This is a genomic window from Rhodococcus sp. FH8 (assembly GCF_019266085.1).
Taxonomy (GTDB): Bacteria; Actinomycetota; Actinomycetes; order Mycobacteriales; family Mycobacteriaceae; genus Rhodococcus_F; species Rhodococcus_F qingshengii.
This window is the reverse complement of the sequence record NZ_LPNQ01000057.1, coordinates 563,154-580,555: the sequence shown is the minus strand read 5'-3', so window position 1 is coordinate 580,555 and position 17,402 is coordinate 563,154. Positions and strand designations below refer to the sequence as shown.

Annotated in this window: 17 protein-coding genes; 12 read left to right on the top strand and 5 right to left on the bottom strand. The window is 62.2% G+C overall.

The annotated features are described in order from the left end of the window. Positions 1–216: 216 nt before the first annotated feature. The 3 genes from ATN38_RS05405 to ATN38_RS05395 all read left to right on the top strand — a co-directional run bounded on the left by ATN38_RS05405 (position 217) and on the right by ATN38_RS05395 (position 4,381). Positions 217–1,044: an MIP/aquaporin family protein gene (locus ATN38_RS05405; protein ID WP_218748005.1), complete on the top strand. Its 828-nt coding sequence runs from the start codon at positions 217–219 to the stop codon at positions 1,042–1,044. Between the two features lie 64 nt (positions 1,045–1,108). Continuing rightward, positions 1,109–2,617, top strand: a complete 1,509-nt coding sequence (gene glpK / locus ATN38_RS05400) for a glycerol kinase GlpK (RefSeq protein ID WP_003939742.1) — start codon at positions 1,109–1,111, stop codon at positions 2,615–2,617. Positions 2,618–2,665: 48 nt separating this feature from the next. Continuing rightward, positions 2,666–4,381: a glycerol-3-phosphate dehydrogenase/oxidase gene (locus ATN38_RS05395; RefSeq protein WP_058037824.1), complete on the top strand. Its 1,716-nt coding sequence runs from the start codon at positions 2,666–2,668 to the stop codon at positions 4,379–4,381. 67 nt (positions 4,382–4,448) lie between these two features. On the opposite strand, the gene ATN38_RS05390 is transcribed toward ATN38_RS05395, so the two are convergent. From ATN38_RS05390 to ATN38_RS05375, 4 genes are read right to left on the bottom strand one after another with little or no spacing between them, the layout of a single operon-like run. After that, positions 4,449–5,726 (bottom strand): HAMP domain-containing sensor histidine kinase, encoded by a 1,278-nt coding sequence (locus ATN38_RS05390; protein ID WP_218747697.1) that lies wholly within the window; start codon positions 5,724–5,726, stop codon positions 4,449–4,451. Continuing rightward, positions 5,723–6,400 (bottom strand): response regulator transcription factor, encoded by a 678-nt coding sequence (locus tag ATN38_RS05385; protein WP_030535372.1) that lies wholly within the window; start codon positions 6,398–6,400, stop codon positions 5,723–5,725. The genes ATN38_RS05390 and ATN38_RS05385 overlap by 4 nt, the downstream gene beginning before the upstream one ends. Before the next feature lie 12 nt (positions 6,401–6,412). Next, a complete protein-coding gene (locus ATN38_RS05380; RefSeq protein WP_054781865.1) occupies positions 6,413–6,976 on the bottom strand; it encodes a hypothetical protein in 564 nt (187 codons plus the stop codon). Beyond that, complete coding sequence (locus ATN38_RS05375; RefSeq protein WP_003939689.1) at positions 6,969–7,625, bottom strand: hypothetical protein; 657 nt, start codon at positions 7,623–7,625, stop codon at positions 6,969–6,971. Before ATN38_RS05375 ends, ATN38_RS05380 begins: the two co-directional genes overlap by 8 nt. A gap of 253 nt (positions 7,626–7,878) precedes the next feature. Between ATN38_RS05375 and ATN38_RS05370 the strand changes: the two genes are divergently transcribed. The 7 genes from ATN38_RS05370 (at position 7,879) to ATN38_RS05340 (ending at position 15,459) form a co-directional block, all read left to right on the top strand. Further along, the gene (locus ATN38_RS05370) at positions 7,879–8,445 is read left to right on the top strand and encodes a hypothetical protein (RefSeq protein ID WP_218747695.1); all 567 of its coding nucleotides are present in this window, start codon (positions 7,879–7,881) and stop codon (positions 8,443–8,445) included. A gap of 63 nt (positions 8,446–8,508) precedes the next feature. Beyond that, entirely contained in the window at positions 8,509–8,970 is a 462-nt protein-coding gene (locus ATN38_RS05365; protein ID WP_007733468.1) for an RNA polymerase sigma factor SigD, read from the top strand. A 236-nt stretch (positions 8,971–9,206) separates the two neighbouring features. Beyond that, complete coding sequence (locus tag ATN38_RS05360) at positions 9,207–10,130, top strand: thiamine pyrophosphate-dependent dehydrogenase E1 component subunit alpha (RefSeq protein WP_042451488.1); 924 nt, start codon at positions 9,207–9,209, stop codon at positions 10,128–10,130. Between the two features lie 10 nt (positions 10,131–10,140). After that, on the top strand, positions 10,141–11,190 hold the full coding sequence (locus ATN38_RS05355) for an alpha-ketoacid dehydrogenase subunit beta (RefSeq protein ID WP_007733466.1): 1,050 nt from the start codon (positions 10,141–10,143) through the stop codon (positions 11,188–11,190). A gap of 2 nt (positions 11,191–11,192) precedes the next feature. Next, complete coding sequence (locus ATN38_RS05350) at positions 11,193–12,710, top strand: 2-oxo acid dehydrogenase subunit E2 (protein ID WP_054825289.1); 1,518 nt, start codon at positions 11,193–11,195, stop codon at positions 12,708–12,710. Between the two features lie 6 nt (positions 12,711–12,716). Continuing rightward, positions 12,717–14,114: a dihydrolipoyl dehydrogenase gene (gene lpdA / locus ATN38_RS05345; RefSeq protein WP_218747693.1), complete on the top strand. Its 1,398-nt coding sequence runs from the start codon at positions 12,717–12,719 to the stop codon at positions 14,112–14,114. A gap of 106 nt (positions 14,115–14,220) precedes the next feature. After that, a complete protein-coding gene (locus tag ATN38_RS05340) occupies positions 14,221–15,459 on the top strand; it encodes a helix-turn-helix domain-containing protein (RefSeq protein ID WP_218747691.1) in 1,239 nt (412 codons plus the stop codon). A gap of 10 nt (positions 15,460–15,469) precedes the next feature. Here the strand turns inward: ATN38_RS05340 and ATN38_RS05335 are convergent, their stop codons facing one another. Further along, positions 15,470–16,681 carry a low temperature requirement protein A gene (locus ATN38_RS05335; protein ID WP_030535378.1) on the bottom strand — a complete coding sequence of 404 codons (1,212 nt, stop codon included), beginning with the start codon at positions 16,679–16,681 and terminating at the stop codon, positions 15,470–15,472. A 192-nt stretch (positions 16,682–16,873) separates the two neighbouring features. On the opposite strand from ATN38_RS05335, the gene ATN38_RS05330 reads away from it, so the two are divergent. Together ATN38_RS05330 and ATN38_RS05325 are read left to right on the top strand one after the other, a co-directional pair. Next, positions 16,874–17,098, top strand: a complete 225-nt coding sequence (locus ATN38_RS05330) for a flavin reductase (protein ID WP_228401253.1) — start codon at positions 16,874–16,876, stop codon at positions 17,096–17,098. An 11-nt stretch (positions 17,099–17,109) separates the two neighbouring features. Next, complete coding sequence (locus tag ATN38_RS05325) at positions 17,110–17,400, top strand: hypothetical protein (protein ID WP_116057988.1); 291 nt, start codon at positions 17,110–17,112, stop codon at positions 17,398–17,400. Positions 17,401–17,402 lie beyond the last annotated feature (2 nt).

The following is a 17,402-nucleotide window of genomic DNA, read 5'->3' as shown; positions in this document are numbered from 1 at the left end:
GTGCAAGAGCATTGAACCGAATCTTATCCGAGTAGGCCCAGGCCGAGGCGCTCGATCACGCAAAGTCCCAGAAGTGTGTCTGTTACCCGCGTTACGGTGCGCAAATGGGGCATTTGCACATATGTGCACGAGCTATGCGTGAATGTGCAAACGGCCTTACGCTACGGGTGCAGCAATCCAAACTATGACATGCATCACAACGAAGTGAGGGTGGGGATGGAGAAAGCCAAGCGATTAGGGCTTCCAGGCGAGTTGGCAGCCGAGTTCGCCGGAACGATGATCTTGATCTTGTTCGGCGTCGGAGTTGTGGCGCAGGTTGTGTCCGGCGGGAGCGGTGGGGGTCTCGGCGGACACGACAGTATCGCGTGGGCCTGGGGACTCGGCGTCATGTTCGGCATCTATGTCGCAGGCCGGGTGACGGGTGCTCATCTGAACCCCGCAGTGACCTTCGCCTTTGCGATCTTCCGGGGATTCTCCTGGCGCAAGGTCCTGCCCTACACGCTGGCGCAGACCGCTGGAGCCTTTGTCGCGGCCCTGATCGTCCGGTGGAATTACAACGACATGCTCAATGCCATCGATCCCGGACACACAACGGCGACTCAGACGATGTTCTCGACGATGCCCGGAAACGGAACGCTCCCGGTCAGTCTGGGATCAGCGCTGATAGATCAGATCATCGGCACGGCGATCCTGTTGTTCCTCATCGTTGCGGTGACCGATACTCGGGGAACTCCGCCGCTCGCGAATCTTGCGCCCTTCGTCGTCGGTTTGATCGTGGTGGCAATCGGATTCGCATGGGCGACCAACGCGGGTTACGCCATCAATCCGGCCCGTGACTTCGGTCCGCGGCTGGCGTCGTATCTCACCGGTTACGGCAGCGCCTGGCGAGATCAGTACGGGAGCCTGTATTTCTGGGTGCCCATCGTGGGGCCGCTGATCGGCGCTCCGATCGGGGTGTTCCTCTACGACAAGCTGATTGGTCGATTCCTGCCTGACGAGTCGGTGGAGAAGGCAGCCGAGGAGCCGGCCACGATACCGGCCTGATGGCGAATCATCATCTCTGACAGTAAATCTTTCGCACTTTCTTCGACACCAAAGGAGTAGCACGATGGCGCAGTTCGTAGCCGCGATAGACCAGGGAACCACCTCCACGCGATGCATGATCTTCGATCACAGTGGGCACGTAGTCGCTGTCGAACAGCACGAGCACACACAGATCTTTCCGCAGGCAGGCTGGGTCGAACACGATCCGATCGAAATTTGGGACAACGTCCGCAACGTCACCGCGGGCGCCTTGGCCAACGCAGATCTGACCGCGGCCGACATCGCATCCGTCGGCATCACCAATCAGCGTGAGACGGCAGTGGTCTGGGAACGAGCAACCGGAAAGCCCGTTTACAACGCCATCGTCTGGCAGGACACACGCACCGATCGAATCTGTACTGCACTCGCCGGCGAAGACGGCCCCAGGAAGTACACCGAAGTCACCGGATTGCCGTTGGCCACGTACTTTTCGGGCCCCAAGGTCAAGTGGATTCTCGACAACGTCGAGGGCGCGCGCGAGAAGGCCGAAGCAGGCGAATTGTGCTTCGGCACGATGGACACCTGGGTGCTGTGGAACATGACCGGCGGCGTCGACGGCGGAGTGCACGCTACCGACCCCACCAACGCGTCGCGCACCCTGTTAATGGATCTCGACACTCTCGCTTGGGATTCGGCGATCTGCGCCGACATGGGCATCCCCGAATCGATGCTCCCCGAGATTCGCAGCTCGTCCGAAACTTTCGGATTCGTGCGCGAACGCGGAACGTTGTCCGGCGTGCCGATCGCCGGAATCCTCGGCGATCAGCAAGCAGCGACTTTCGGTCAGGCCTGCCTCTCGCCCGGAGAAGCGAAGAACACCTACGGAACCGGCAACTTCGTGCTCCTCAACACCGGCACCGAAAAGGTGATGAGCAAGAACGGCTTGTTGACGACGGTCTGTTACAAGATCGGTGAGCAGCCAACGGTTTACGCACTGGAAGGATCGATCGCCGTGACCGGTTCGCTGGTCCAGTGGCTTCGAGACAACCTCGGCATGATCGACAACGCGGCCGACATCGAGGTGAACGCGCGCTCTGTGGACGACAACGGTGGCGCGTACTTCGTGCCTGCGTTCTCAGGCCTGTTTGCACCGCATTGGCGCGCGGATGCACGCGGTGCGATCGTCGGTCTGACAAGGTTCGTGAACAAGGGGCACCTTGCCCGGGCGGTGCTCGAAGCGACTGCGTACCAGAGTCGTGAGGTGATCGAGGCGATGAACCTCGACTCGGGTGTCGACTTGAAGGTTCTCAAGGTCGACGGCGGAATGGTCGCGAACGAACTCCTCATGCAATTCCAGGCCGATCTGCTCGACGTCGAGGTGATCCGCCCTGTCGTTGCGGAGACCACGGCATTGGGCGCTGCGTACGCCGCTGGTCTCGCGGTCGGGTACTGGGAGAGCGAGGACGACATTCGCAGCAACTGGGCGAAGGACAAGAGCTGGACGCCGTCGATGGATTCGGCCGAGCGTGAGCGCCTGTATGCAGGCTGGCAGAAAGCCGTCACTCGGACACTCGACTGGGTCGACGCAGACTGATCGCGGCGCCCCCATTTCTACCTATTTTCAAGTGAAGGAACAGTTTTCATGAGCACAGCACAAGCATTGAGTCCGTCCTCGCGGGCGGAGTCGCTGAAGAAGTTGGAAGAAACCGAACTCGACGTCCTCGTTATCGGCGGTGGCGTGGTCGGAGCGGGTAGCGCGCTCGACGCCGCAACTCGCGGTCTGAAGGTGGGCTTGGTGGAGGCTCGTGACTTCGCGTCCGGAACCTCGAGCAGGTCGAGCAAGCTGTTCCACGGCGGACTGCGTTACCTCGAGCAGTTCAATTTTGCGCTCGTGTTCGAGGCACTGCGTGAGCGGTCGCTGGTTCTGAATTCGCTGTGCCCGCATCTCGCGAAGCCGGTGCCGTTCATCTACCCACTCGAGAAGTTGATCGACCGGCCGTACGTCGGTCTGGGCATCGGCGTCTACGACGTGATGGGCGCAGGCCGCGGGGTTCCCTCACACCACAAGCATGTGGGCAAGAAGAAGACTCTCGAATCGTTCCCTTCCGGAAAGCGCTCTGCTATCCGGGGTTCGGTCAAGTTCTACGAGGGTCAGGTAGATGACGCCCGCCACACGATGATGCTGGCGCGCACGGCGGCCGAGTACGGCGCGCTGTGCGTCAACAGCACCCGCGTAATCGGCTTTCTCCGTGAGGAGGACCGCGTAGTCGGGGTGAAGGCCGTGGATCTGGAAACAGGTCGCGCGTTCGAGATCCGTGCTCGTCAGGTCATCAACGCCGCCGGTGTGTGGACCGACGAGATTCAGGAAATGGTCGGTGGGCGAGGGCAATTCCAGGTTCGCGCTTCGAAAGGTGTGCATTTGGTCGTCCCGCGAAACCGCATCAACTCTGCGACCGGAATCATCACGCGGACCGAGAAGAGTCTGCTGTTCGTGATTCCGTGGGGAAGCCACTGGATCATCGGCACGACGGACACCGACTGGAACCTCGACCTCGCCCATCCGGCAGCGAGCCGAAGCGATATCGACTACATCCTCGGACATGTCAACAAGCTCCTTCAGGACGAGTTGACGCACGAGGACGTCGTCGGTGTGTACGCGGGGTTGCGTCCGTTGCTGTTCGGCGAATCGGATTCGACCAGCACTCTCTCGCGTGAGCATGCGGTGTCGAGTCCGGTCCGAGGTTTGACGGTGGTCGCCGGTGGCAAGTACACCACTTACCGCGTGATGGCCAAGGACGCTGTCGATTCCGCGGTGCACGGATTGGAACAGAAGGTGCCGAAGTCCTGCACCGAGCGTATCCAACTTGTGGGTGCCGACGGCTACTTTGCCGCGCACAACAATCGGCATCTCACCGCTGAGCGCACGGGACTGCACGTTTCGACCATCGAGCACCTACTGGGTCGGTACGGCACTCTGGCTGACGAGTTGTTCGAACTCGTCGAGGCGCGACCGGAACTGGGGCAGCCGTTGGACTCCGCCCCCGAGTACCTCAAGGCGGAGATCCACTACGCTGCGAGCCATGAGGGTGCGCAGCATCTCGACGACATCCTTACGCGTCGTACCCGCATCTCCATCGAGGTGACCGACCGCGGCGACGCGGCAGCAGCGGAAGTAGCCGAACTGGTTGCGCCGGTGCTGGGTTGGACTCCCGAGCACATTGCCGAGGAGATCGAACACTACCGGTTGCGTGTTGCAGCCGAGCGGGAATCTCAGGAGCAGCCCGATGACCTGACCGCTGATGCGGCGCGCCTTGGTGCACCGGACGTTCGCACCGGAGTCGCTGTCGGACAGGTTTGAGTCCGAGACACCACCAATGATCGGCCGGGACCCTGTGTCCCGGCCGATCGACCGAACTGCCTCGGTGTCAATCGAACTCGTCTGCCGAACATTCGGGGAGGTCGATCGTCACCACCGCGCCCCCGTTCGGATGGTTCGCGAAGTCGATACGAGCGCCGATGACCGCCGCTTGTCCCACTACGATCGTCAAGCCGAGGCCCAGGCCCGAGTTCGGGCCGCGTTCGACGGAGTTGGTCTGAAATCTCCTCGGCCCCTGGCGAAGCCACTCTTCAGTGAACCCGACGCCCCGATCCCGGACCGTGATGCGGGAGTGGTCGACGTGGACATTGATCGGCGACTTTCCGTGATTGCGAGCATTCAAGATCAGGTTGGCGATGATCCGCTCGAGCCGACGTGCGTCGGTGTGCGACACAGGCGTCCCGTGAACTCTCACTTCGCATTCCACCCCGGTGGTGGAAATCGCGTGACGCACCACCGGTGCCAGTTCCACCGATTGGATGTCAGCCTGCTCGGAGGTTGTGTCGAGGCGTGCCACTTCGATGACGTCCTCGGCGAGCCTCCTGAGTTTATGGACGCCGTCGCGCACCAATTCGGTTGGCCTACCGGGTGGCAGGAGTTCTGCGGCGCCGACCAGTCCGGAGATGGGTGTCCTGAGATCGTGCGCGATGTTGGCTGTCACGCGCTTCTCGGCGTCCAATTGTCCCCGTAGAGCATCGGACATCGCGTCGACTGCATCCGCCAGTTCGGTGATCTCGTCGTCGAAGAGTGACCAGGTGACCGAGCGGACGCGGATGTTCGCTCCGGTAGACACTTTGCGGGCCGCACGGGCGGCCGAGCGCAATCGATACGACATCGCGAGTCCAAGCAGCACACCCAGGACAGCACCCGCCGCGATCACTGCGACGGTGGCGTTGCGAAGTGTCCGATCGACGCTGGCGATCGATTCCCGCTGCGCGGTGTACGGGACGCGAATCGCCACCACCTGAGTGTTGACGTCGGCAGCAGCCCAGACGAATGGCTGGTCCCCGCTGTCGACAAGGTAGGTGGCACGTTTGCCGCCCGCCACGGCCTCGCGCAACTCTTCCGGAACGTCGAGACCATCTGTGGTGGCGCGGAACAGCGCACGCATGCTGCCCGTTTCGTCCTGCAGCACCAGTTGGAGATTGCGATCAGCTGCCGCCCGCGCTGCATCCTCTTGGTTGTGTGAAAAGGTTTGATGCATCACGGTACTGAGCGTGATCGAGGCGACGGCAATCACGAACGTGATGGCCGCCGCGATCTTCCACTGAAACGACAACCGCCTGCCGGTGGACGGGAGCTTGGCGGCGAGATCCCGCGATCTCACCGATGGTTGTCCATCGTGTAGCCGAACCCCCGGACGGTCCGGATCTGTTCGGAGCCGATCTTCGTGCGCAATCGCTGAACGTGAACGTCGACGATGCGCGTATCGCCGCCCCAGTCGTAATCCCAGACGTCCGAGAGCAGTTCGGAGCGAGACCAGACTTTGCGCGGCACACTCACCATGACCAGGAGCAGCTTCATTTCGGTGGGCGTGAGAGCCACTTCGGCGCCCGAACGCGTGACGGTCACCAACTCGCGATCGATCTCCAGATCGCCGAGAGTCACGATGTCTTTCTCCGTACCGGAATGGGATTCGACCCGCCGGAGCACACTTCGGATACGGGCCACCAGGACACCGCTGTCGAAGGGCTTGGTGACGTAGTCGTCGGCACCGGCTTCCAATCCGAGAACGATGTCGACCGGGTCGTCGCGCGCGGACAGCATGATGACCGGCACCGACAGTTCCTCACGAATGCGTCGGCACAGGCTGATTCCGTTCAGGTCGGGAAGCATCACGTCGAGGACGGCGATATCCGGCTTGGTGTCGACCGCCATATCCATTCCGGTCAACCCACCCGATGCGGTGATCACCCGAAACCCGTTGCGTTCGAGATTCAATTGCGTTGCTTCGCGTATGACAGCGTCGTCTTCGACCAGCAAAATCAACGGATCGGTCATCGGCCTTCGCTTTCATGGGAACGGAACACTCTCAAACCCTTCGCCGGTCCACTTGTATGCAGTCGACGATTGACAGAACTCCGGAATGCCGGGGTCTTTGCACAGGTCGACCATGACCGACAATCCTCCGGTTGAGCCGACGACGTAGCGTCCTGGGTCTTGCACTCCGAAGACTTTGTGAGCGCCCGATTCGTCGATCTGGTAGACGAATCCGGCGACCATGAAGCTGACCGGTGGGGCCGGTCGTCCCCAGATGCCGACAGACTCGCAGGTGAAGACATTGACGACGGCATCTTGCCAAACGGCGCCTGTCACGGGGGAGTACCGGATTTCGTAGGGGAAGTTCGCATCACCGCACAGTCGGAGACTGTCCTTGACCGCATCGGACACTTCCGGGTCTGCTCTGAGGAGGGCAACAGGATCGATGCTCAAGCCCTGTGAGAGATCCGAGGGGTCGAGTGATGCTGCGATATTCGGAGTGGGTTCTGATTCAGGCTCGGTGGAACAGGAGGCGAGAGCAAACGCGACCGGCAGGCAAACACCGGCGAGCATTGCGCGGCGACGGCGATCAATCACGGATGAACTCCATTCCATCCCAGTGGAACTCGGTCCGAAGCGGTGGACGGGGGCAACATTCGAACTCCGGTGGCCGCGGATCCGTTTCCAGGACAGACAAACTCGCGGCGCGTTGACCGCTGACGATGAACTTTCCGCGCTCTTCGACGGAGAACAGGCGCTCACCCAGTTCGGGATCGTCTTCACTCGAACCGGCCTTGCCGCTGCGGTAGACGTAGCCGGCAAGGTTGACCGAAATCGACACTCCGGTCCCGGGTTGGTGGGCCGGTTGGCACGGATACACATTCATGACGACGAGTTCGGTCTCCGGCACGATACGCGGTGCGCCTGGATCGAGAAGGATGGACCCGACCGAGATCGGATACCAGTCAGGGCACGACCGAAGTTCTGTCTTCACTCCCTCGGACACCCCAGGATCGTCGAGGAGCGCCCGGCCCAACCTCGAGTTTTCGGCAACCCGTCTGGCCAGGTCTGCAGGTTGTGTGACGGGCAACCCGGTGGAAGCGACATCGCCTTCGATCACAACGCCCTGGGTGGACGCGCAGCCGGTGATCACGGACGCTCCGAGGGTTGCTGCCGCGAGCGCTGTACCGAACAGGCTGCGAGTACGGTCTGATCGACCGCCGCAGATGTCACTCCGATACAACACTTTCCCCTCCCCGGCCGCTGCGAACCCTCTCATCGGCATGTGCGTTTTCATACGATCACAGGTGATCTCGATATCGGAGTTTTGCCACCCACCGTTACGTAATCGTATGAATGTCTGGACCGTCGAGAGTTGGTACGCGACCGACGGAATTCTGTTACGAAACCGATGGAATCAGGCTCCTAGAGTGAGTCACGTCGGTGTTCACCGCTTGGGCGGAACGAGCTGATCCGCGTATCGAGGAGTGTGAGAGCAAATGCCTGAACTATTGCTGACCAACAAGACTCGGCGTCTGCGAGTGCTGCTCGCTGTTCTGACGATCGGGGTGGTGTGCGCGATGACAGGGTGTTCGAGTGATGACAACAGCGCTCCAGGAGACGAACCGACGACTACATCGGTGGTTGCGGCGTCTACGACCCCACCGCCGCTGACCGCAGCGACCACTACGGAGACAGTCGAAGGCTCGAACTCGGTGGGCGGCGGTACGGACGCATCCACCCCCGGAGTCCCGGCGGGCGGAGCAGCGCCGGCCTGGACCCCGGTCTCGACCAGCGCGGTTGCCCCTGCGGCCCCTGGTCCGGCCACCGAGTCGACCAAGTGCACCGATCAGATCAACTATGTGGGTGACCCTCGTTCGAATGCGGAGATCAACAGCATCGGAGAGCAGATGGGTTCATGCCCGGCGCCGCTCCCGCCCGATGCCGTCGAGCCCTCCGAGAAGTGCACCGACCAGATCAACTACGGCGCTGACCCTCGTTCCAACGCCGAGATCAACATCATCGGGGAACAAACCGGGATCTGCCCCGAGCCGATACGCCCCTAGCGACTTCAAAACCTGAGCAGTAGTCGGGAATTCGACCAAGAGCCGAAGCAGGGGGAGATCGGAATGACAAGCAGGGCAGGTGGACGTTCGATCGACAGTGTTGCCGACGATGCGTCCCGAGGGGATCGGGACGCGATTGCAGAACTCCTTCAACGCATCGTGCCTCTGGTGACGCGGCGCTGTCGTGCCGAACTGCGACCGCTCGACGCTGATCGTATTGCCGTCGGTATCTGCCGATCCGTCCTGTCCGACATTCGGCGACGTAGACGTGCCGGAGAAGCGTTCCTCGCGCATCTGTACGACGCGATCAGTCGCGAAATCGATTCGCTACCCGCCTCCAGTCGACTCACTCTGCCCTTCGGTGATCTGTCGGCCGCAGAACGCAACGTCTTGGTAGCTCGCATCGTTGTCGGCTTCGACGTGCGCGAGACGGCGCTGTCACTGAGAACGACAACGAGCGCCGTCGAACTCGCCCAACACCGCGCGCTGGCCAAGATCAGACGCGACAGCCTGAGCGGCGCCTGAATCAACGCTCGAAAGTCAACAGCTGCAACCCTTCGCAACTCCCGGCAACCTCACGCAACTCTTTCCCTTCGCCCGTGACCTGCACGACACTGCATGGCGACGAGTGATCGAGAACGAGGAGTGTGACTGTGGTTCAACGGACGGCGCAGAAGCCGACAACCCCAGGATCGAAAAAGACCGGCGCCAAGCCTCATTCGGGGCTGGACCGGGATGCATTGCTGAAGGCGTACGAGAAGATGTCGCGCATCCGTGCGTTCGAGGATCGACTGCACGAAGAGAATGCAACCGGTGACATCCCCGGCTTCATTCACCTCTACTCGGGCCAGGAAGCCATCGCGGTGGGAGTGTGCGAGAACCTGAGCGACGCCGATTACATCGGATCCACTCACCGCGGTCACGGGCACTGCATCGCCAAGGGCTGCGATCTGAACGGCATGATGGCCGAGATCTTCGGCAAGGACGACGGCCTGTGTCGCGGTAAGGGCGGCTCGATGCACATCGCCGACCTGTCGGTGGGAATGCTCGGCGCCAACGCGATTGTCGGCGGAGCCCCGTCGTTGGCGATCGGCGCTGCACTGAGTGGTAAGACGCTTCGAAACGGTGTCATCGCAGCGTCGTTCACGGGTGACGGTGGATCCAACCAGGGAACCGTCTTCGAGGCGATGAACATGGCTGTGGTGCTGGACCTTCCGATCGTCTTCGTGATCGAGAACAACGGATTCGGTGAGGCCACCGGAACCGACTACGCAGTTGGTGCACCCGACATTGCCGCGCGCGCCGCATCCTTCGGCATGCCTGCCGTCAAGGTGGACGGCACCGACTTCTTCGCGGTCTACGACGCAATGGCGGAAGCATCCGAGCGCGCCAGGATCGGCGGCGGCCCCACCACGATCGAGGCGGCGGCATTCCGTTGGCACGGCCACTTCGAGGGTGACGCGCAGCTGTACCGCACGGCGGAACAGGTTGCGCAACTACGGGAAACCAAGGATCCGCTCAAGAATTTCCGTAGCAGCGTGGATGTGAAGAAGGTCAGCACCGCTGATCTGGACGCGGTGGACGAGCAGTCGCGAGTGCTGGTGGACGAGGCGGTAGCGAAGGCGCGTGCCGCGGCGTATCCACCCGTCGAGAATCTGCTGACCGATGTCTACGTGTCGTACTGAGGAGCCCGAGATGACAAGCGTGGAAGCCGAGAACGTGTCGAAGAAGACCTACCGCGAGGCCGTCAAAGAGGCCATCGCCCAAGAAATGCAACGCGACCCGAGCGTCGTTCTCATCGGTGAGGACGTACGGGGTGGGCATGCCGGTACCAATCCCGATCTGGAGACGAAGAAGATCGAGGCATTTGGCGGTGTCCTGGGTGTCACCAAGGGATTGTGGACGGAGTTCGGATCGGAGCGTGTAATCGATACCCCGATCACCGAATCCGCGATCATCGGAATGGCTGCCGGAGCCGCACTGACCGGACTGAGGCCGGTCGCCGAGCTGATGTTCATGGACTTCTTCGGAGTCTCCTACGACGCGCTCTACAACCAGGCTGCCAAGTTCCGCTACATGTTCGGTGGCAAGGCCAGAACCCCGCTGGTGGTGCGAGGCATGATCGGCGCAGGGTTCTCTGCCGCTGCGCAGCACTCTCAGTCTCCGTACAACGTGTTCGCGGCGGTGCCTGGTCTGAAGGTAGTCGCTCCGTCCAATGCCTACGACGCCAAAGGCCTTCTCATCCAAGCCATCCGGGACGACGATCCCGTCGTCTTCTGTGAGCACAAGGTTCTCTACGACCTCAAGGACGAAGTGCCGGACGAGCCGTACGCGATTCCGTTCGGCGTCGCCAACTACACCAGGCAGGGCGACGACGTCACGATCATCGCGTTGTCCGCAATGGTGAACCGCGCCAACGACGTAGCAGACAAGCTGGCCGCCGAGGGTATTTCGGTCGAGGTTGTCGATCCTCGTACCGTCTCACCATTGGACGAGGACGGCATCCTCGAATCCGTCGCATCGACTGGAAGGGTCGTGATCGTCGACGAATCCGCCGCCCGCTGCGGTTTCGGGCACGACGTAGCCGCGCTGATCGCCACCAAGGGATTCAACTACCTGAAAGCGCCGATCGAACTGATCACGCCGCCGCACACGCCGGTTCCGTTCTCCCCGACCCTCGAAACTGCCTGGCTGCCTGACGCGGCGCGCATCGAAGAGTCGGTTCGCAAGCTGGTGAGAGCCTGATCATGGCTGACATCAAAGCTATCGACATCCCCAAATGGGGGCTCTCCATGGAGGAGGGGTTGGTCAACGCGTGGCTCATCGAGGAAGGTGACTCGTTCACCAAGGGCCAGTTGATCTGTGAGATCGAGACCAGCAAGATCACCAACGAGCTGGAGGCGCCGTTCGACGGTGTTCTCCGCAAGATCGTCGGCACACCGGGGCAGACTCTGCCCGTCGGCGCCGTGATCGGTGTGTCCGCCGATGCGTCCGCGACGGATGCGGAGATCGAGCAGTTCCTCGCCGCCCGCGGCGCAACCGCGCCGGCGGAAGAGCCGGCACCGTCACCAGCTGCTGCGCCGGCGGCTCCCGTGACACCTGCGGCTACACCGGCTGCGAAGGTGGTTGTTGCAGCGAAACCTGCACCAACCGGTTCCACCGTCGTACCGAGTGTTCTGCAGGGCACGACGCAGAGCGACGTGTTTGCGAGTCCTCGCGCACTCCGACGTGCCGAATCGCTCGGAATCGATCTCGCCGCCGTAGTGGGTACCGGTCCCCTCGGGCGGATCAGTGTCCGCGACATCGACGACGCGATTCGTGACGCCGGTGGCACTGTTGCGCCGGTAGTGCCGGCCGCGAGATCCGGCCTCCCGCTGCGATCGACCGCCGACGACAGTGCCGTGCCTGCCACCCCGGTCGCACGCAGAACTGCCCGATCACTGGGCGTCAACCTGCATGACTGTCGTCCGACGGGTTCGCGGGGGCGCGTCTGCGTCGCCGACGTGCACGACGCCGCTCGTTCAGCGCAGCTCCTGCCCGAGGCGGCGGCTGAGACCGAATCTGTTGCGGCCGAACCCGAGTACGACACAATTCCTTTCACCCCCATGCGATCGGCAATCGCCGGTAGGTTGCAGGCGTCCAAGCAGCAGGCACCCCATTTCCGGCTCACCGCAGACCTCGAGCTCGATGCGCTCCTCGCTCTGCGCAAGGAGATCAATTCGACCGTCCCGGCGGTCAAGCTGTCGGTCAACGACTTCATCGTGAAGGCTTGCGCCGCTGCACTGATGAAGGTGCCGGACGTGAACGTCCAGTTCGATGCCGCGAACGAATCGGTTCTTCGATACGCGTCGGCGGATGTCTCGGTGGCAGTTGCACTTCCGACCGGGCTGATCACGCCCATCGTGCGTAGCGCAAATACCAAGTCGTTGGCGGACATCTCGGGTGAGGTGCTCTCGTTGGCCACCAAGGCGAAGACCGGCAAACTTCGTCCCGAAGAATTCCAGGGCGGAACCTTCACGGTGTCCAACCTCGGCATGTTCGGGATCAAGGCATTCGACGCGATCATCAATCCGCCCCAGGGAGCGATCCTTGCCGTAGGTGCGGGGGAGAAGCGCGCGGTGGTGGTCGGTGACAGTGTTTCTGCCCGGACCGTGATGACCGTGACCCTCTCGTGCGATCACCGGGTTATCGACGGAGCCCTGGGTGCGACCTTCCTTCGGGAGCTCCAGCGCTTTGTCGCTTCTCCCGCGCTGATGTTGGTGTAAGGGGCTGTGGTGGAAAACAATACGTCGAATAAGTACGACGTTCTTGTCATCGGTGGCGGCCCCGGTGGTTACGTGGCGGCGATCCGGGCTGCCCAGTTGGGGTTGAACGTCGCGCTGGTAGAACGTGATCGCCTCGGAGGTATCTGCCTCAACTGGGGTTGTATCCCCACCAAGGCGATGCTGCACGGCGCGGACGTCGCGCATACCTTGAGTGAACTCGACACATACGGATTCAGTTCGGCGTCTGTCCAGTTCGACATCTCGAAGTTGGTGTCGTTCAGCCGAGGGGTTTCGGAGAGGTTGTCCGGCGGTGTTGCCTATCTGATGAAGAAGAACGGCGTCGACGTCATCTCAGGCGCCGCGAAGTTGGTGGACAAAGGCGTCGTATCCGTGGGAGGACAGACGTATCGAGCCGACCACGTGATCATTGCAACCGGTGCCCGGCCGCGTTCGATTCCCGGCGTTGCCCCCGACGGTGATCGGGTGTGGACCTACTTCGACGCGCTCGTCCCGAAGGAACTGCCGAAGTCGCTGCTCGTGATCGGGTCCGGCGCGATCGGAGTCGAATTCGCCAGCCTGTACCGCGATCTCGGAACCGAGGTGACCATCGTCGAGATGGCACCACACATCATGCCGGTCGAGGACGAAGAGATCTCGGCCTTCGTTCGCAAGCAGTTCGAGAAGCATGGCATCACGATTCACACCGGAGCCTCGGTGTCGGCGGTGACCGTCGGCGACGACGCCGTCCAGGTGAATGTGCAGACGAGCGACGGTGTCGAGTCGTTGACCGTGGACCGGGTGTTGGTGGCGGCCGGAATCACCGGCAACGTCGAGGATCTGGGGTTGGAGGCTCTGGGCGTCGAGATCGAGCGCGGTGCGATCGTCACCGACCAGTGGTGCCGTACCAGCGCTTTCGGGATCTATGCGATCGGTGACGTCGCGGGCGCTCCATGTCTGGCGCACAAGGCAAGTCACGAAGCTGTCTTGTGCGTCGAAAAGTTGGCAGGCGTGCCCGACGTTCATCCGCTCGATCGCGACTACGTTCCGGGATGCACGTATGCCCGCCCACAGGTGGCGAGCCTGGGTCTGACGGAGAAGCAGTGCGCCGGTACTGGTCGCGCGCTGCGGGTCGGACACTTCGACCTGCAGGCGAACGGCAAGGCACTGGCGATCGGCGAGGCCGAAGGCTTCGTCAAGACGATCTTCGACGCCGATACCGGGGAACTTCTCGGCGCGCACATGGTCGGTCCGGATGTGACCGAGCAGATTCAGGGTTTCGGTATCGCTCGATCCCTCGAAGCCACCGGCGAGGATCTCGCCGAGGTCGTGTTTGCTCATCCGACGCTCTCGGAGGCAATGCACGAGTCTGTGCTCTCGGCGCTGGGGAGACCCCTCAACGCGTGAGCACCGTTCGCGTGCGTGAACGCCGTCCTTTCGTTCACGCACGCGAACAACTCTGCAACCGGGTGCAACGCTCGCTTTCGATGACCCCGTCACATAGGACTGGAGTGTGATCGGCGAAACGAATCGACTCGAACCGGCCCTGGCCAGTGGTGAAGACCCGGCGCAGTACGCACGTGTTCTCGAATCCGTGTACGAAGCAACGATGTCGGGACGCAAGCCGCCTGCGCGTCCGCGCTCCGTCATCGCGAATTCGTGGTCGCGTTTGCGTGCGCTCGGACTCGATCCGGACCGGTGCTCGATCACCGAGACGGGCCGCGAATCCGAGATCGAAGAAGGCAGACGCGCAGCCGGCATGGCGGAGATCTTCGACGAGGCGGTGCACGGTCTGGCACCACTCGTCGGCCCGGACGACGCGAATCTGATCGTGGTGGCGGACCGCTACGGACGTATCCTCTGGCGACACGGGTCCAGTCGAATGTTGGATCGGGCCGGACGGCTCGGGATGATCGAGGGTGCGTCGTGGACCGAGGAAGCTGTTGGTACCAACGGGATCGGCACTTCCTTGGCATCAGGTTCGGCAGTGCAGGTGTTCTCGGCCGAGCACTACTCGCGCTCGCAGCATCCGTGGACCTGCTCCGGGGCGACGGTTCGAGATCCGCGTAGTCGCCGGGCCATCGCCGTCGTGAACGTCGCCGGCGCAGCAGACACGGTCCACCCGTCGACTCTCGCTCTGGTGGACAGTGTGGCCAGGCTGGCGGAATCCGCACTGCGGGAGAAGCATCGAATCGGATTGGATCAGCTCCGGATGATCTCGGCATCGACGCTGGCTCGTGCGAGTCAGCCGACAGTGGTCGTGGACCGCAGTGGCTGGGTCGCGGCGGTGGACTCGATGGCGCCGATCTACAGAATCGCACTGCCGAAAGTGATGAGCAGCGGCGAGCATTGGCTCCCGTCGCTCGGACTATGTATGTGCGAGCCGCTTCCGGGTGGTTGGCTCGTCCGCCCTCAAATGGATCCGGCGTCCGGAACGGTTTGTGCCGAAGTCGAATTGGATGTGCAAGATCCGAATGCGATGGAATTGCGGTACTCCTCGGCAATGGGGAGCTGGAGCATCGACCTCAGCCCGCGCCATTCGCAGATCCTCGTGGCTCTGACACAGGCGCCCGAGGGGCTCACGGCCGCGCAGCTCGCCTCACAGTTGTTCGGCGATCCGCGCAAGACGGTGACGGTCCGGGCCGAGATGTCGAGGTTGCGTAAGCGATTGGCCGGAATCCTGTTGGCTCAGCCCTATCGCTTCGACCCGGCGGTGAGGGTAAAAACCGTCCCTGCTGTGCGCCTTTATTAACCGCGGGGGGTTAATAAAGGCGCACAGCAGAGCGGCGCGAACGCCGCACCTGCGCGTACTCGTAGCCGTTCTGCCAGGTCACGGTGGCCACCAGCACCCAGATGATCCACGTGGCGCTCATGTGCGTGCCGACGATGCCCATGACGATGGGGACGGCGGTGCACGGGAGCGCCCAGCCGAGCAGCCACCGTCGGTCCGATCGCGCGAACAGCCCTGCCACCAGGCTGATTCCGAAATAGACTGCGATGCTTCCGCACAACAACCACCGCAGGTTCGCGGGCGTGTGCTCCGCACCGTGTTCGGTTGCCGCTCCGAGCCCCGCGACCAGAACCGCGATAGCGCCGGTGGTGAAACAGTGCAGCGCCATGTCGATGCGAGCGGGAAACTTCTCGGGCTGCAGGTGCGGAACACCGGCGTGGCCGTAGAGAAGCGAGAGTGCCCACATGCCCGAGAGCAGGACAAACGATCCGACTGCGAGGCTGACCACCGTCGAGTCCCAGGTGAGCTTCGAGGCCGCAGAAATCACGAGGATCACACCCTCGCCCAGCACGATGATGACGTACAGGCCCAAGCGCTCGGCAAGGTGAGCCCGATCGGAGTGCAGGGCTTCGAGTTCGGGCATCCGGTCGTCCTTGAACCCCCGAACCTTGATGATGCGGTCGAGCTTTTCCTGCGCGTCTTCCATGATCGCGCTGCCGGAGACGACGAACATGATCAGCAGGTCGATGGTCACACCGGCGGTCCAGAGCCAGAACCGAGTTTCGCCCTCGAACCAGAACGAGACGATCCACGGGATCACACCGAGAGACATCTGGGCGATCGGCCAGTCCACGACTATCTGGCCGTTGTGCCACACCCGACTCGCCAGCAGACGTACGGCCACGTATGCGACAGCGAAGGCCAGCGCATGGTTGTCGTGGATGCCGGCCACGGCCGCCATCATGACGGCCAGTCCGAACATGGCGATCAGCATGCTCGGAATTCGGACCCGGTCGCCGGCAACGTTGCCGTACATCGTGAACGTCGCCCACGCGGTCCAGAACGCGAGATAGAGCAACGCGTAGAGCGCGACATCCGACCACGACGGCGAACCGTGGAGCAGGTGAGCCAACTGACCGATACCGGCAACCACGACGAGGTCGAAGAACAATTCGATCCACGACGCGTGTCGCTCGAGCACCGCCTTCTGCTTCGAGTCTGGTTCATTTCCGAGTTCCGACATACAGCTCAGTATCGGCTATCGGCATCAACAGTGCTGGTAGGCGGCGAAGTTGTCCGTTTTTTCGAAGTAGTGTTTATGCTGTCCGCGCTCACGCGCGCGCCGTCAGGGAGGGGCATGCGAAGGCGCAAGTCGACGCCGTCGACCACATGACAAAGAAGTACGCCCAAGAGTTGGCAGACAAGGGCTGACATCGTGAATGTCCCACAGGGCAACCGGGCGTTGTGTTTTCGAGAAGCCATGGCGCACGTGTGCTCACCGAGACTGCCGGACGCTCCCATCTGGATCATGTGCACCGTGGACGGTGGTGATCACAAGATCGTGACAGGATCGGTGGACGAGGTCGAGCATCGCGAGTCGAATCCACTGACCTACCACCGGCGTGTATTCGGTACGCACGCACCGATGTCAGTGCTCTAGGAAGGAGAGCCATGTATGTACTGGTGGACGACGGCCGCGTCAGCATCCACGATGTGGACAACCTGAAGGACTTTCACGTCGAGGTGAGTGCCGACATCTCCGAAGCCGAACTGGACGAACTCTTGCGCCTTCAGGATTACGGATACGTCAGCGGTGGTAGTGCATTCATCTCGGTAGCCCGCGTTCGCGAGAGCACCACGGACGTCGAAGGTGTTGCCGCGATGGTCGACTACGCCCAGAGCAAAGGCTGGGTGGACGAGGACGGCGAAGCACTGCAGGCTCACGTCGTTCGCCAGAGGTAGCG

Excerpts from the sequence above, each read along its gene's own strand:
- ATN38_RS05405 (WP_218748005.1), top strand. The coding sequence starts at position 217 with ATGGAGAAAGCCAAGCGATTAGGGCTTCCAGGCGAGTTGGCAGCCGAG.
- glpK (WP_003939742.1), top strand. The coding sequence starts at position 1,109 with ATGGCGCAGTTCGTAGCCGCGATAGACCAGGGAACCACCTCCACGCGA.
- ATN38_RS05395 (WP_058037824.1), top strand. The coding sequence starts at position 2,666 with ATGAGCACAGCACAAGCATTGAGTCCGTCCTCGCGGGCGGAGTCGCTG.
- ATN38_RS05385 (WP_030535372.1), bottom strand. The coding sequence starts at position 6,400 with ATGACCGATCCGTTGATTTTGCTGGTCGAAGACGACGCTGTCATACGC.
- ATN38_RS05370 (WP_218747695.1), top strand. The coding sequence starts at position 7,879 with ATGCCTGAACTATTGCTGACCAACAAGACTCGGCGTCTGCGAGTGCTG.
- ATN38_RS05365 (WP_007733468.1), top strand. The coding sequence starts at position 8,509 with ATGACAAGCAGGGCAGGTGGACGTTCGATCGACAGTGTTGCCGACGAT.
- ATN38_RS05360 (WP_042451488.1), top strand. The coding sequence starts at position 9,207 with ATGTCGCGCATCCGTGCGTTCGAGGATCGACTGCACGAAGAGAATGCA.
- ATN38_RS05355 (WP_007733466.1), top strand. The coding sequence starts at position 10,141 with ATGACAAGCGTGGAAGCCGAGAACGTGTCGAAGAAGACCTACCGCGAG.
- ATN38_RS05350 (WP_054825289.1), top strand. The coding sequence starts at position 11,193 with ATGGCTGACATCAAAGCTATCGACATCCCCAAATGGGGGCTCTCCATG.
- ATN38_RS05335 (WP_030535378.1), bottom strand. The coding sequence starts at position 16,681 with ATGTCGGAACTCGGAAATGAACCAGACTCGAAGCAGAAGGCGGTGCTC.
- ATN38_RS05325 (WP_116057988.1), top strand. The coding sequence starts at position 17,110 with ATGTATGTACTGGTGGACGACGGCCGCGTCAGCATCCACGATGTGGAC.